Annotated in this window: 14 protein-coding genes and 1 tRNA gene; 2 read left to right on the top strand and 13 right to left on the bottom strand. The window is 65.0% G+C overall.

Features of this window, described 5'->3' with window-relative positions; translation table 11 throughout:
* Positions 1-289: 289 nt before the first annotated feature.
* Positions 290-1,978 carry an IS1634 family transposase gene (locus JWS13_RS01075; RefSeq protein ID WP_206003983.1) on the top strand — a complete coding sequence of 563 codons (1,689 nt, stop codon included), beginning with the start codon at positions 290-292 and terminating at the stop codon, positions 1,976-1,978.
* Positions 1,979-2,081: 103 nt separating this feature from the next.
* Here the strand turns inward: JWS13_RS01075 and JWS13_RS01070 are convergent, their stop codons facing one another.
* The 5 genes from JWS13_RS01070 to JWS13_RS45205 form a co-directional block, all read right to left on the bottom strand.
* On the bottom strand, positions 2,082-2,294 hold the full coding sequence (locus tag JWS13_RS01070; RefSeq protein ID WP_206004274.1) for a hypothetical protein: 213 nt from the start codon (positions 2,292-2,294) through the stop codon (positions 2,082-2,084).
* A 231-nt stretch (positions 2,295-2,525) separates the two neighbouring features.
* Positions 2,526-3,428, bottom strand: coding sequence for a universal stress protein (locus JWS13_RS01065; protein WP_206003982.1), 903 nt, complete (start codon positions 3,426-3,428; stop codon positions 2,526-2,528).
* Between the two features lie 806 nt (positions 3,429-4,234).
* Entirely contained in the window at positions 4,235-4,402 is a 168-nt protein-coding gene (locus tag JWS13_RS45210) for a hypothetical protein (RefSeq protein ID WP_241031986.1), read from the bottom strand.
* The gene (locus JWS13_RS45890; protein WP_259375196.1) at positions 4,383-4,517 is read right to left on the bottom strand and encodes a hypothetical protein; all 135 of its coding nucleotides are present in this window, start codon (positions 4,515-4,517) and stop codon (positions 4,383-4,385) included. The genes JWS13_RS45210 and JWS13_RS45890 overlap by 20 nt, the downstream gene beginning before the upstream one ends.
* A gap of 36 nt (positions 4,518-4,553) precedes the next feature.
* Positions 4,554-4,727: a hypothetical protein gene (locus JWS13_RS45205; RefSeq protein WP_241031985.1), complete on the bottom strand. Its 174-nt coding sequence runs from the start codon at positions 4,725-4,727 to the stop codon at positions 4,554-4,556.
* A gap of 232 nt (positions 4,728-4,959) precedes the next feature.
* On the opposite strand from JWS13_RS45205, the gene JWS13_RS01055 reads away from it, so the two are divergent.
* On the top strand, positions 4,960-5,250 hold the full coding sequence (locus tag JWS13_RS01055; RefSeq protein WP_206003981.1) for a DUF4193 domain-containing protein: 291 nt from the start codon (positions 4,960-4,962) through the stop codon (positions 5,248-5,250).
* 126 nt (positions 5,251-5,376) lie between these two features.
* On the opposite strand, the gene JWS13_RS01050 is transcribed toward JWS13_RS01055, so the two are convergent.
* The 8 genes from JWS13_RS01050 to JWS13_RS45200 form a co-directional block, all read right to left on the bottom strand.
* Positions 5,377-5,450 (bottom strand) — tRNA-Ile (locus JWS13_RS01050).
* 78 nt (positions 5,451-5,528) lie between these two features.
* On the bottom strand, positions 5,529-5,876 hold the full coding sequence (locus tag JWS13_RS01045) for a hypothetical protein (protein ID WP_206003980.1): 348 nt from the start codon (positions 5,874-5,876) through the stop codon (positions 5,529-5,531).
* A gap of 251 nt (positions 5,877-6,127) precedes the next feature.
* Entirely contained in the window at positions 6,128-6,385 is a 258-nt protein-coding gene (locus JWS13_RS01040; RefSeq protein ID WP_206003979.1) for a hypothetical protein, read from the bottom strand.
* 224 nt (positions 6,386-6,609) lie between these two features.
* The gene (locus JWS13_RS01035; RefSeq protein WP_206003978.1) at positions 6,610-7,305 is read right to left on the bottom strand and encodes a DUF8020 domain-containing protein; all 696 of its coding nucleotides are present in this window, start codon (positions 7,303-7,305) and stop codon (positions 6,610-6,612) included.
* 525 nt (positions 7,306-7,830) lie between these two features.
* A complete protein-coding gene (locus tag JWS13_RS01030; protein ID WP_206003977.1) occupies positions 7,831-8,241 on the bottom strand; it encodes a Zn-ribbon domain-containing OB-fold protein in 411 nt (136 codons plus the stop codon).
* Between the two features lie 78 nt (positions 8,242-8,319).
* Positions 8,320-9,021, bottom strand: a complete 702-nt coding sequence (locus JWS13_RS46310; protein ID WP_420854976.1) for an alpha/beta fold hydrolase — start codon at positions 9,019-9,021, stop codon at positions 8,320-8,322.
* A 2,046-nt stretch (positions 9,022-11,067) separates the two neighbouring features.
* Positions 11,068-11,598 carry a DoxX family protein gene (locus tag JWS13_RS01020; protein ID WP_206003975.1) on the bottom strand — a complete coding sequence of 177 codons (531 nt, stop codon included), beginning with the start codon at positions 11,596-11,598 and terminating at the stop codon, positions 11,068-11,070.
* A gap of 234 nt (positions 11,599-11,832) precedes the next feature.
* Entirely contained in the window at positions 11,833-12,177 is a 345-nt protein-coding gene (locus tag JWS13_RS45200; protein WP_241031984.1) for a cupin domain-containing protein, read from the bottom strand.
* Positions 12,178-12,677 lie beyond the last annotated feature (500 nt).

Genomic DNA, 12,677 nt, shown 5'->3' with positions numbered 1-12,677 from the left:
GCGGTAGCGCAACCTCGCCGGCAACGTGATTAACCTGGCCCACCAGGAGGGGGGACCTCGTGCGTGCCGCGGCGCGCCGGTCGGTGTTGCGCCGACCGCACGACCCCAACACAACAGCTCACATCCGGTGCGACGCTGCCGGTACATCGACAGTGTGATCGTCACGAACGTGACCTACCTCGCCGATCACCGGGAGTGCCTAGCGTGAGTTTCCTAGGTAGCCGAGTTTTCGTGTCGCGTCGTGCGTGTTGAGCTGGGCAAACGCGACCGGAGAGTGTATTACCTATATATGGCTTCGATCGTGGGGAAACGGCAGGGAGGGAAGACGTACTACTACCTGGTCGAGTCCGCCCGGGTCGAGGGTAAACCGCGCATCGTCTCGCAACAGTACCTGGGCAGCGCGGAGGAGGTGACGGCCAAACTCGCCGGCGCGCAAGCGGGTGCGCCGGTGCGCAGTGCACACAAGAAGTTCGGGGATGTCGCCGCGGTGTGGTCGGTGCTCGAACGTCTCGGCGTGGCCGAGGCGATCGATGGGGTGGCTCCGCGCCGCTCGGACGCGGCGGTATCGGTGGGCACCTATATTGCGCTGGCCACGCTGAACCGGATCGTCGCTCCGTGCTCGAAGGCGGCGTTCGCGTCCTGGTGGGATTCCACCGCCGCACCGCGGTGGTGCCCACTGCCGGCCGGGTCCCTCGATCACCGCAAGTTCTGGTCGGCGATGGACCGTCTCGACCGCGACGATCTGGCGCGGATCGAGGGAGCGTTGTCGGCGCGGATGGTCACCGAGTTCGGTCTCGACCTGACCGCGTTGGTGCTGGACATGACGAATTTCGCCACCTACATCGACTCCGGCAACGAGGCCGCCCCGATCGCGCAGCGGGGCAAGGCGAAACAAAAACGCGTCGACCTGCGCCTGGTCGGGTTGGCGTTGGTGATCACCTCCGACGGCGGTATCCCGCTGCTCTCGCACCCCTACCCCGGCGATCGCCCCGACGTGACCCAGTTCCCCGGGGTGATCGACGATCTCGTCGACCGCTACCGCAGCGTCGCTGCCGGCATCGAGGGGGCCACGATCGTCTACGACGCCGGGCAGAACTCGGCCGCGAACCACGCCCACATCGAGGCGGCGCGGATCGGGTTCGTCGGCTCCCTGCCGCCCTCGGATCACCCGGCCCTGCTGACCGTGCCCGCTGACGCCTACCACCGGGTCGACGATCCCCGACTGCCCGGGATGCGCGCCTACGACACCGAGGTCGACGCCCTCGGGGTCCGGCGGCGGGCGATTGTGACCCACTCGGCGTCGCTGCACGCCGCCCAGTCCCGCGGATTCGACCAGACCCTCGACAAGGCCCGCGACCGGCTCGGCGCCCTGCAGGTGCGCCTGGCCCGCGGGCGCACCCGCCGCGACCGGGCGGCCGTGGAGCGCGAGATCGAGCAGATCTGCGCGCCGCGGTGGGTCGCCGAGGTGCTCACCGTCACCCTCACCGGCACCACCGCGGCGGAGCTGCGGCTGCGGTACCGCACCGACCGCCACGCCCGCCGACAACTCGAGGACCGGATCTTCGGCAAACGGATCCTGTTCACCAACCGCACCGACTGGCCGGTCGCCCGCGTGATCGCCGCCTACCGATCCCAGTCCGACATCGAGTCCGGGTTCCGGCAACTCAAAGACCCCCAGGTGATTTCGTTCTCCCCGATGCACCACTGGACCGACCAGAAGATCCGCGTCCATGTCTTCTACAGCGTCCTTGCCCTGACCATCGCGCACCTGATGCGCCGCGCGGCCGCCGATGCCGGACTGCATCTGTCGGTGCGTGAGTTGCTCGCCGAGCTGGCCGGCATCGAGGAAACGGTGTTGCTCTACCACGACGGCACCAAAGGTCGCCCCCGCGCCCAACGAATGCTCACCGACCACAGCGACACCGCCGAACAACTGGCCCGGCTGTTCGGCATCGACCGCTACGCACCCACCCGATGACCGGCCGCCACCGACTTAGGTAATACACCCCGACCACACCAAACCAGCTCCCACCAGCGCTAATCGCACCGAAGCCACAGCTATCTAGGAAACTCCCGCTAGTTCACGTCCGGGCGCCGGGCGGTTCGACCGGTCTCGACTCCGCCCCGGTGGCCGATTCGGTGCCGACATTGTGTTCGCGTTCGATACCGACACCGAGACCGATCAACACGGCGGCGGCATACCCGAACAGGTGCAACTCGGTCACATCCACGGCGCCCTCACCGATCTCACCCTCGCTCGCCCCTTCACTGCCCGTGAGCACCGTTCGGCTCACGATCCGGAGCTGCCGGTGAGGCACCGTCCGCGAGACCCTCGCCTCGGTGTCGGCCGGGTGTGACGAGGTGTGTCAAGAATCCCCACTTTCGGATACCGAGCCCCCGAATCTCTCGGTGCCGCCCTACCGCGCGGACGGTGCCGCCCTCGCCGGACCGGTGCGGGGCTGGGAAGTGGACGATCATCGGCCGGGACGGTGTATGCCGTCGCACCGTCGCTGGGCGGCGTCCGTTCACCCACTCTCCTGGGGCGGACCGCGGTGAATCATCGTCGGACACCGGCTGTGATGGAGAAGGTACTGGCTCACCGAGCCGAGGACGGCGGCCGCGAGCCGGCCGCGGCCGTGGCTGCCGACCACCACCAGTTGGGCATCGGTGGCCCGACCGGTGATCAAGTGTGCCGGATTCCGCGGCTCGACCACCTCGGCGACCGCGACACCGGGATAGCGTTGTTTCGCCTCGGCGAGCCACCCGGTCAGCAGGCCGCTCTCCGATTCCCGGAGGGCGTCCCAGTCCACCAGGAGAGGAACGGTCACGTCACCGGCCGAGTGCCGAGTCGCCCACCCGTAGACAGCGGTCACCGGTGCATTGAACAGGCGCGCAAACTCGAATGCGTCGATCACCGCGGCGGCGCTGGAAACGCTCCCGTCGACACCGACGACGACCGGACGCCGATCCGGCAGCATTCCCGACTGTCCGCGCCACACCGTGACCGGGCACGTGGAGTGACGGACGAGTTCGATTGCCGTGGATCCGGTCGCCAGCATTCCCCACCCCCGCGGTTCGGCGCCGCCGACCACGATCATCCGTGCCGTCGCGCTCGATGCCGCCAGCGTCCGAACGGTTGGGCCCGGTATCAGGTCGGTGCGGACGTCGAGGTCCGGGAAGCGGAGGCGAACCGCGGCGGACGTCTCCTCGAGAATCATTTCACCGGCCGTGCGGTGCTGGGCCATCGCCGGTCCCTGACCCATGACGGCGACAGCGGTCATCGAATCGAGGGACTTCGGCAGGGCGTGCACGACCCACAGCGGTGCCGCGGTGCGGGAGGCGAGCGCCGCCGCCCACACCGCAGCCCCACGACAGGCCGGTGATCCATCGACACCGACCACGATCTCTCGACTCGACCGGGTGTTCATACAGATTCCTTTGGACGGGAACACCGCTCATTCGACACACCGACCCGCTGCATCGGGTGACTCCAACTCCAGTGTGCGCGCACGTCGTTCCACAGCACAGGGTGCTCACCCCGCCGGGCGAACGTGGCCTGCCTCACCTGAACCGATGGGTCGTGTGCCGCTTCGCCGCCATCGCCGCGGAAGTCGCCGGCATCAATTCACTCGGGCTGACGAGGTCGACACCCCGGCGCACACCCATACCGGCATTCGCCGTGCCCTGTGCGTGGGTGGCCTACCGTTGACGTTGTCGCCGTTTCCCAGACTCGGCGGCCGAGCGCCCCGTCGAATTCGAACCCCCGGCGGGGCGCCGTGCCATCCGCCCTCATCCATGGCTTTTCCGACCGACCTGCCGCTGTGTGCGCGCCACTGCACGGATTCGCGCCGGGATGCTGCGACACCGATCGGTCTCCGTCGGGGAGATGCTGGCCTCATGCGCCGCGCCACCGCCGAACCGATTCAGGCGGCCCATCGCCGGTGGGCCGAAGCCGAGGAGGTGAATGCCCTCGTCGACCACCCGGCCCGGTGTAGCGCGTCGATCTGATGGTCGGAGTTCGCCTTACCGGCGGAGACCCGAGGGGGATCCGTGCAACATCAGTCGGCACTACCCGCCGGAATGGTGTACCGCCGTGAATTACCGACTTCGACGTCGGCGTTCGGCTCGGGTAGGTCGGCCGGCGCCTCCCCGAAGGCAAACACCCGGCACGCCCGTTCTCGGTGCGTCACGCGTGGGTAGGTGTGACCGCCGAAGCTGTCGGCCTCGAAGTCGGTTATTCGGGTGGGCGGTCCGGGAAGGTGGACTGGTGGGTGTCGAGGAGCACGTTGATCCAGACCAGTGCCTCGACCAGGGTTTCCGCGCGCGCGGTAGTGGACGGTTCACGGTCGGCGGCCTCGACCTGTGCGCGAGCGGCGGCGTGGTCACCGGTGAGCCGTGCCATCACCGCGCGCAGTACGCGGCTTCCCCGCGGCGGGTAGTTCGTCGAGCCGGACGCGGCGTCCGGTCGTGGTGCGGACCTCGATGGTGAAGGCCTCCCCGTCGTCGGGCCGGCCCATGCGGGCGACGATCACGTCCGCGATCGCGGCGACGAGCTAGGCCAGCACGTCGCCGTAGCGAGGCAGCCGCGGGGACGGCGACGGTGGTGCATGCACCAACAAGGACAGCTCGGCGGCCAACACCGTGGTGTCCCGTCGATCGAGCAGTTCGATCAGATGCCCGGCCACAGTCGCCTCCGGGCGGGGCATGCCGTCGAGATCCGACCCCATGGTCGATGGGTACCCCGGGCCCGCTACCGGCACACGGACTAGATCGCCATCAACGGTTTTTTCGAGTGCTCTTCGATGCAATCACGCTCCCATCGCCCCACCCAGATCGAGCCTATCGCGCCCCGGCGTCGGTGGGCACGAGCCCAGCGCCGGCCCGCCGCCTACTACGACTCGGTGGCCCACTGCGGCTGCGCGGTCGCTCCGAATACACCGAGCACGAGGTTGAAAGATCATGGCCACCGATTACGACGCACCCAGAGTCACCGACCAGGACGAGCTGCCGGATACCTCGCTCGAACAGTGGCGGGGCCGCAGCGACTCCCAGTCTCCGGTCGTCGACGTCGAGGACACCGACACCGCAGAGTCCTTCAAACCGCCCGGCTCCGACCTGTCCGGCGAGGAATTCACGGTGAGGGTGATACACAAGAAGACGGGCGAATCCAGGTGCACCAGTTGCTTCCTGGTCCACCACCGCAGCCGCCTCGCCGACACGGCACAACAACTCTGCCGCGACTGCGCCTGAGCACGTCAGCGCACTCGAAATACTCGGCCCATCGCCAGGTTAAGCCGAGTCCACATTGCCCACACTGCGTTCCGCAGGCACGGCAGCCCTGACGGAGCCCATCCCGAAGATCGCCCGGCGGCGCGGTGGGGCGGGCGGGGCTCGAACCCGCGACCAACCGATTATGAGTCCACGGCTCTCACCGACTGAGCTACCGCCCCATCCCCACCATCGTGCGGCCTGGCGATGCTACCGGCCACCCTGCTGGCCGTGGCCCCGGCCCGTGCCGAGGACAGTCTTCATGCGCGGCCGAAGAGCTGCCTCACCCCACCGTCCTCATCGACCGCATACAGCGCCATCCCCAACAGATCCAGAACCCGCTGAGGTGCCCGCACCGCAGCCTCCACCGATCGCCGCTCGTCACGAACGACCAACGCAAACGACACCGACTGATCCGATTCGCTCGGCATCCGCCGCACCAACTGCCCGATCGCGGTATCGACATCCAACCCCGGCGCGGCGGTCGCACCCTTGACCTCGACATAGAGCCGGCGGCCGTCCTTCTCGCCAACGATGTCGACGAACTCCGTATCGGTACGGACCGTCCACCCGTGAGATGACAACCACCCCGCGAAGTCCCGGGCCACGCGCGCCTCATCACCCCTCATAAAGGACACGGTAAGCCTGCAACGTCAGTTCCGAACAACACCACAGCACGAAACACGTCCGGTGCCGCTATGCCACGACTCAGACATACCCCGACAGATCGTCCGGTGAGATCGACGTACCCCTTCAGGACCTCATCCGCGTCAGTCATGTAATCGACTGACTGCTAGCGCCATTCGTGCGCACGATGCCTGACGCCGCCCAGAACCGGCCACGAAACGGCTACCGCCGATCACTCTCCCCGGTGCCGGCCGGGCGTCCGCACGGCCGAATCCGGGTCCGACCCCGGATTCGGGGCGGAGCGGTAGGAGCCCGGATCGATGGTCAGGTCTTCGGTGTCGGCAAAGACCAGCCGCCCGTCGTCGAGCGCGACCGCCCACCGATGCACCGGCGCCCACTCGTGCCCACCGCCGCCCGGGTCGGTCACCGCCGCATAATCCTCGCCCACCTCACCGGTGAGATCGGCCCCGGCGCTCCTGCGGACCAGCACCCGGAACTCGGCGCGAACCCAGACGACAGTGCGGTTGCCGGCGAGGGCTGACTGTCAGAGAGCACAAGGACGCGGAGACGACCACACCCATCGACGATGTACCCTGGCGATACCCCGTGGCGATGTCCGCGTCACGTGAATCAGGCCCACTGCAATGCATTTGATGTGGATTCTCGCGAGAACCTCAAGGGAAGTCACCCGCCCTTCGTCGCCGCCACCGTGTGCTATTTCTTTGGTGCGGGCGCCTGATTGAGGAGTTGCATGAATTGGGGGACATTAGTGATCGCGGCACCGAGACCTCCGATCGCGGTCCCCGCTAGACCTGCGCCCGACCCCAGCAGTAGTGCGCCCCCGACGCATCCCGCAAGAGGGCCGGCTCCAAGGAGCATGACTGCGGGCGCGGAGATGACACCCCCTGCGACGGCACCGAGCACGCAGCCACCCACCAGTCCGGTCGCGGCACCCAAGAATCCTCCGATCGCGGAAGTCAGCGAGATCGATGGTTGAACACCCCCCACCGCCGCCGGAAGATCGACATCGTGCAGTGCACCGGCACGGTCGACGGCCGTGGCGGCGGCAGGGTCAGTGTTCGCGGTCAGGACGGCCGTGTCTCCGACTAGCCGTGCCGCGACGGGATGAGCGAGACGGTCGACCGCGAGGGTCAGCGGTATCGACTCAACCACCGAACCTTGGTCGTTACGGACGATCAGGCGGTTGTTCTCGATCGCAAGTGACCCTGACGCAATACGGACGAACACATCATTCCCGTCTCGGGCGACGGTCCAGTCGACACTCTGCGCGATGGACTGGGCATTTGGTGGGGCGTCAGTACTGTTAGGTATGGCCTGGGCGGTGCCGGACGCGATACCCAAAGCGCCGATGGTGAGCGCAGCGGTCGCGGCAAGTTTACGAATCTTCATGATGTGAGGAGGTCCTTCTGTTGGTGTCGAATGGATTTGGTGATGCCACCAGAGCTGCCCGGCGATTGATGTGGACTGACTGCCGGTGACGGTGCGCGAATCTGACAGGGCATCCGCGGTGTCAAGAACCGGTGGTCGCCGCCGTGGGTTCGTCTAGTGAATTACTCTTCCGACGTGCACCACCTTCTATCACCTTGTTAGCCAACACTTCTACGGTTCTGATTAGAAAACGATCCTGTCGGCGGAGCGTCGTTCGAAGACCGAAACCCTCGCGCCTCGTGGCGTGTACGGGAAAACACACCCAGAGGGTGTTGATCAGGCGAGCACGACATCGCCGTCAATCCGCGCATCGACGTGAGGCGACGGCCGAATGCATGCAGGAATCGCCCATGAAGGAATCACCCACCAGTCATTCTGCTTCGGAATTCATTCGGGGTTAATCGCACTGCACTGCGAGTCGCTCCCGTCCACAGCGCCACGTTCCAGCGTGAGTGCTCCGATGACAATGTGTGGCATAACGGGCTGTTATGCGGCGACACTTCGGGTCCGGACTCCACAGTGTGCTGAACAGACTCGAAAGACAGGTAGGCGCTCGGCCGTGACGCCAGGGACGTACCTCACGCGCATGGGCTCGCTGGTGCAACGCGAGACGCTGCCGACAACCCATGAGTACACCCATGGTCCGTCATCGAGTGCGACGATAGCGATCGTGAATGGGACGAGCTCTCCATTGCGGCCATCGACTTCACGATGTACCACCCTGGAAGAGACTATTTCCCCCGCTCCGGTTGAGGCGATGTCTTCGAGTTGAGAGCTGAGGCATCGGGAGCATGTCGCTACCAGAGGGGCGAGCACGGTCCCGCATTTCCTGCAGACCTGAATCAGCAGTTCCGATCGGGTATCGTCCTGTGTCCGAGTGGTGGCGGGCTGACTCATTAGGCCACCCGCCCACTGGATGCGTTCATCACAGTTCTCATCGCAAAGCCGAAGCAATGAGGGTCGTCAAGGATCCAGTTATGCGTGCCCGCTACAGTAAATACTGGAGGACCGCCCAGAGCGTTGCGAAGTGAGAGATAGCTCGACCGTGGAATAACTCTGTCGCTGCGCCCCCACAGTAGAGCTACAGGAAGTTGCCTGGCAGCGAGGTATTGAAGTTCCTGCGTTAGATCCGCCTCCGGCGCGAGGGCAGAGCTGGGATGGCAATCTTGCGGTCGGGACTGCCGCTCTCCTGCTCCCCCCCAGAGAGTTCACCAGGACAAGTTTCGCAACCCGATCTGGGGTTTCGTATGCCGCCTTTATCGCGATTGCGCCCCCAACCGAGTGGCCGACCAGCGTAAATGGCGTGTCAATGCCTATCGCGGTGAGGAAGTTATCCAGCCAGCGAACGTAGTCGCTCAGTCTCCTTATATCGATAGACCTAAACGATTGTGCCGCTACGGCTCTCGGTAATCGAGGCGCGTATACGATTGTCCCATTCTGAGCGAGACGGAACAGCGCGCGTTGATAGCTGCGATGCGGCGCCCAGCCATGCAGGAAGACCGCGGGAGTGCCGTCGCCGGCGCCATAGGTGGCGCACTCCCTTTCGGTGGAGGTATGTCCCAAGCCAATGTCTGGTGGTCGGTAGTTCTTCGTTGGAACTACACGTGATTGGTCGGGACCCCGAAGAGTGCTGGAGACTCTCGCTTGCGGATGCGGGATTGATTGGTGATGCACCATGATTGCCTTGCTAGAGCCCGATTTCGGGTAGGTATCGCGGCATGTCTGCGCGGGGGATGCTCATGCAGGCTGGAGCTGACCGAATTCGGTTGGGTGAGGCGCCATATCGGCGCGCATATGTCGATTTCGTTTGTCGCGAGCGACGACGCCAGTGAAGACCCGTGTGCGGCCATTCCGAGCCAGTCAGGCTGAGATTGGATGCAGGAGTTCTGCGTCCCGAGGGCTTTGCGATCGACACTCGGAGGAAAGTGAATGTCTCTGCAGAAAGACGCTTTCGGATCACTGTGATGTCGATGCCCGACCAGCGTACCCACTGAAACTGATGATGTGATAGACCGCACGGCATGAAGCCGACGTGATGCAGATCACACACGCGGCTGTCGTGTTCGTCTTGTTTTCTCGGGAAGGCACGGACGAACTATCGAGCAACCCGGACGTCGACGTCAGAGTTCGTACGCTGCCTGATTTTGGGTGACCTCATGCGGATTGCCGCGACCACACCGAGGCGAGTGGAATTTCCACACCGGCTTCGAGCGCGTGCGGACCAGGTGACATGGGATGCAGGCTGAGTTCGGAGCACGGCATGGGGTATTTCGCCATACCGAGTGTTGTCTGGCGGTGCGAACGCATGGGGAAACCCGGTCTGTGGGTGCAGGATGGCCGCCGCATGGGTGAAGCCGCTCTACCGGTGCGTTTGGGCGCCGTTCACACTTGCCACGTCACGAGCCTGCAGCGTCAGTCAGAGCTGTGCTCCAGATTGTCAAAGCACATGCGTGCCCAACGCATGTGGGCGTGAGTGACCGCAACCGCAACCGCGATGCGCTGCAGGGTTCGTGCGATGCCGCTTGGCCGAAGAAGGCCCATCACCGCGAGGAGAGCATGAAGGAAGAGAAATGGCACAGTTGGTTCCTACGTCATTGGTAGCGGCTAGCTCATCGATTCCGGGGCGCATCAGATGACATGGACGAAACAGCGTCGCCGTTGATGGCTTCACTGCCCTGACCGGCTGCGCGCTCGATGCGAATCGGGGCGCACGGTGCCGGTAGGGGCTTCGCTGGTTGCGATACGCTGGAGCGTCGCCTCGGACGCGAGACTCCCGAGCGTGGTGGGTTGAGTCCAGGTCCTCACCAGGATTCGTTGGTGGACAACATCTTCGCTACCAAACCGTACCGGCGACGTCAGATTTCGTGAACGATGCAGTGAGCCTGTTGTGCCCGGCAGCGACCCCCGTGGGTCGAACCCGATTGGCAGTGACGAAACGCGCCGGGATCCGGCATTGATGGAGATCGCTCAGATGAGGTCGTGATGTCGGACGCCGACGCAGTCTCGGTCCAGTCGTGCGTACAACCCACTGCGCTGAGGGTGCTCCTCGGCGGATCGGCCGTCATCGCCCGGAGCAGCTCGTGTCAGTAGTCGCGGGACTGAATGTCTCAACCTGGGTGGATGTTTCAACTAGGGCGGTGCCGTCGAAGGGACGAGGAGTCGGGCCGCCGACGAATCTTCCACTCGGCTGCTGACCGATGCGCTCCGTGGCCGCACTCGGAGGTCAGTATTCGTACACTCGAGCAAGCCAACGTGACACGTGTGGATCACATCTCGCCTGCAGGATGCTCTGCCGAAGCTTGTCGACGAATCCGCGCCCTGTCACTCCGAATTGAACGAATGTCTCCATGCCCGGAGGACCTCCGAAGGGAGCCCAGATGACCGCGAACCGAACAATTTCTTCCGCCTCTCTATCCGCTCGAGAGCGTGTCGGAAGGCACTCGTTCTTGTGCCGGTCGCGGCGGCGCTGGCGGTACTGTTTGATCTGCTCGTCGATGCCGATTGGGAGGTCGCTCGTGTCGGCCGAGTGCGTTGGGGGCCCCGTTACCGCGGGGGGCCGTGTGGTACGTGGTTGCATGGCGAGTGCTGCTTCTGTGTGATGGCGGCGGAATGTCAGGGTAGGCGCCGGTCGTCCCGGAGCATGTGCGGATTCCCGCTTTTCGGTGACTCCTTACGTAGCTGGAGCAATGTCGACGACGGCGAGCGCCGGCCGAACTCGAAGTACTAGCTGGAGGAGGTGGGCTGTTTGGCCCGGGAGCGCCGGGTAGAGAGGATCACTGGGGCGGCCGCGACGGAGGCTGTCACGACGACGATGAGCCCCGCGAGACCACCGCCTGCAAATGGCGTGGAGGGAAGTATGCCAATTACCTCGTCGACCGCGTAGGCCCCGGGGCCGGTGAATGCAATGACACCAGCCAGGGCGGCGAGCACGATCGGATACTCTCCCCCACCTGCTGCGGCCCAGAACGATTTGTTGAGGGTGATCAGGGAGTACCCGGCGACCAGCATCGTCGCTGTCGCGATTGTCGCTCCCAGTGGTGTCGCGAGTCCGAGTACAAGTAGGACGGCGGCGGACAGCTCGCAGGAGATGGCGAGCCTGACTTTCACTGCGGCCGGCTCTTGGCCGAGCATCGTGAACTGTGTCTCGGCTTTCGCGAGTCCGGGCCCGGAGAACCAGCCGAAGGCCTTCTGTGTGGCGTGCGCGAACAGCACCGCGGCGATAAGCAGTCGTAGTGCCAACAAGCCGATATCCATGTCACCGTGTCCTAGATAGGGAATTGGTTCGAACCGTGTAGGTCAGTTGGTCGTCCCGCGTCCGGGTTGGTCTGCGCGAATCGACGCTTTTCTCAACGCAGTTGCCGCATGGGTAGCGAGGAACACCTTGATTTCGAGGCGTGCCGGCTCGTCTGCGAGTCGGGGGGTGGCGTCGAGGCGAGCGGAGAGTCCTACGCCACCCTCACTGTGTGCATTGTTCCGATCGGTTCTCCTTCAGTGACCGTTCGGATGCGGATTGCCTGCCGCGTCCTCCACCGTCCCGGTCAGGACGAAAGCGAGTGTGGCCGGCCGTTCAGATTTGTTCCGCCATGCGTGCCGACCGGTTATCTGGACGATCGTGTCGCCGCGGGTGAGGAGGGTCTGTGCCCCATCGTCGAGTTCGAGCCAGATCTCACCGTCGAGCACGACGCCATAGTCGACACTCGGCGTGCGGTGCATTCCCGGCTCGGCCGGGTCCGAGGCTGCGGCGATGTCCGGTGCGTACCGAGCGAACTCGGCGTCGGCGCGCTCGGCGTCGAATCGCGGATCGTCAACCGCCGAGTCGGGGGCGTACTCCACGATCACAAAGCTGGCTCCGCCAGGGCCCGGAATCACCGGACCCGTCGCACTCGTGGGCTCGTCCCCCGGAGGGGTCGTTACCGACGGCCCGGCGGCGAACCAGACACGCGATTGCGCTTGGCCGGGCAGGAACTGGAAGTCGTGGCGGTGCGGGACAGCTCCGTCCGACAAGAACACCGACTTCCCTCGGGCATCGTTTCCGGCCACCACACGTCGCACCTTCACTGGCGCCACCTCCTCCATTTGCTATCGATAGCACACACGAGGGCTGGAAGATTGTCAAGACTTCTCACCACGATGGGGCGGCCGAGTCGAGGCTCAAGTCGACCTTCCTCTACGACATGATCATGCTATCGTTAGCACATGACCGAGGATCTACACAGGACACCGGAAAGTCGCGAACGGCGCGAGGTCGGTAGCGAGGCACACCCGACGGGTATCGTTCTCGCACAGGCAAGTAGAGACGGCGGCAGGTCGATGCCATGGCTGGTCGCGGACCG

Source organism: Rhodococcus pseudokoreensis (genome assembly GCF_017068395.1).
Taxonomy (GTDB): Bacteria; Actinomycetota; Actinomycetes; order Mycobacteriales; family Mycobacteriaceae; genus Rhodococcus_F; species Rhodococcus_F pseudokoreensis.
This window is presented reverse-complemented; position numbering and strand designations above follow the sequence as displayed.